The sequence below is a fragment of the Streptomyces sp. NPDC048612 genome, assembly GCF_043199295.1.
GTDB lineage: Bacteria > Actinomycetota > Actinomycetes > Streptomycetales > Streptomycetaceae > Streptomyces.
Genome location: NZ_JBICVV010000069.1, coordinates 1 through 1,124, shown reverse-complemented (window position 1 = coordinate 1,124; position 1,124 = coordinate 1). Strand labels below are relative to the sequence as shown.

Below are 1,124 nucleotides of genomic sequence, written 5' to 3'. Positions count from 1 at the left end.
CAGCTGATCTTGCAGAGGTGCGCACTGTTTGTCCGTCGTCAGCGGGTGACTGAGGGTGAGGCTGCTCGGGTCGTGATCGGGCAGACGTGGGGCGGCTTGCGATGGGAGCGATGGATGAGCAGCGGTGGCTGGATGTGCGCCGGTTCCGGGCGTTGCACGAGGCTGGTGCGAGTGTCTCGGAGATCGCTCGTGAGACGGGCCTGAACTGGCGGACGGTGAAGAAGTACCTGGCTGCTGGTAGCGGCGAGGTGGTGCCGCCGGTTCGGGCGCGGCCGGCTCGGGGGCAGTTGATCGACGTGTTCGCGCACGTGGTCGATGCGTGGCTGCGGGCGGAGTTGCTGCTCAAGGGCACGGTGATCCATGAACGCCTTGTCGAGCAGTACGGGTTCACCGGCAACTATCAGCGGGTGAAGCTGTATCTGCAGCAGGCCCGGCCGCGGATCGCTGCGGAGTTGGGGATCAGTCCGGATCAGCTGGCCGGGCTGCACCGCCGGTTCGAGGTCGTTCCGGGCGCCCAGGCGCAGGTGGACTGGGGCGACGAAGGCGGCATCCTGGCCCATGTCGGGATCCCGAAGGTGTACTCGTTTCACATGGTGCTGTCGTACTCGCGGGACCCGTTCTGCTGTTTCACCACCAGCCGGGACCTGGCCGCGTTCTGGGAGTGTCACCGGCGGGCGTTCGCGCACTTCGGCGGGGTTCCCGGGGCGATCGTCTACGACCGGACCAAGACCGTGGTCCGCCGGCATGTCGCCCCGGGCCAGGCGGTGCCGCTGCACCCGGAAGCGGTCGCGTTCGCCGGGCACTACGACTTCGACATCGATGTGCTGGCCGCCTATCGGCCGACCGGCAAAGGGCGGGTCGAACGGCAGGTCACCACAACACCGTTGCGTTTAGCGCCGTGAGCGGGAGGCAAGCCCCTTTTCGAAGATTGTGATGTCGGCGTGGAAGGTGTAGGTCTGCGTGGTTGCGGGGTGCTGTCCGGCGTTCGGGCTGTACTTGCTGGTCGGGTTCTTGCGGGAGCGGGCCTTGATTCGAGGGCGGCGCCAGGCGGGTAGGAGGTCGGCCAGCGCGGCGTGGCCTATCGTGCCGAGGAGGTCGGTTGAGCTGCCGGGAAGGATTCCGCT

The 1,124-nt window shown here is 67.3% G+C and carries 1 protein-coding gene and 1 pseudogene; one reads left to right on the top strand and one right to left on the bottom strand.

All coding sequences use genetic code 11. The features are described from left to right. Positions 1 to 101: 101 nt before the first annotated feature. Positions 102 to 872, top strand: a pseudogene (gene istA, locus ACGFN2_RS35910) (IS21 family transposase); the annotation flags it as partial. A gap of 18 nt (positions 873 to 890) precedes the next feature. On the opposite strand, the gene ACGFN2_RS35905 reads toward istA, so the two are convergent. Further along, positions 891 to 1,124: hypothetical protein (locus ACGFN2_RS35905; protein ID WP_393367193.1), on the bottom strand; the 234-nt coding region annotated here is incomplete at its 5' end.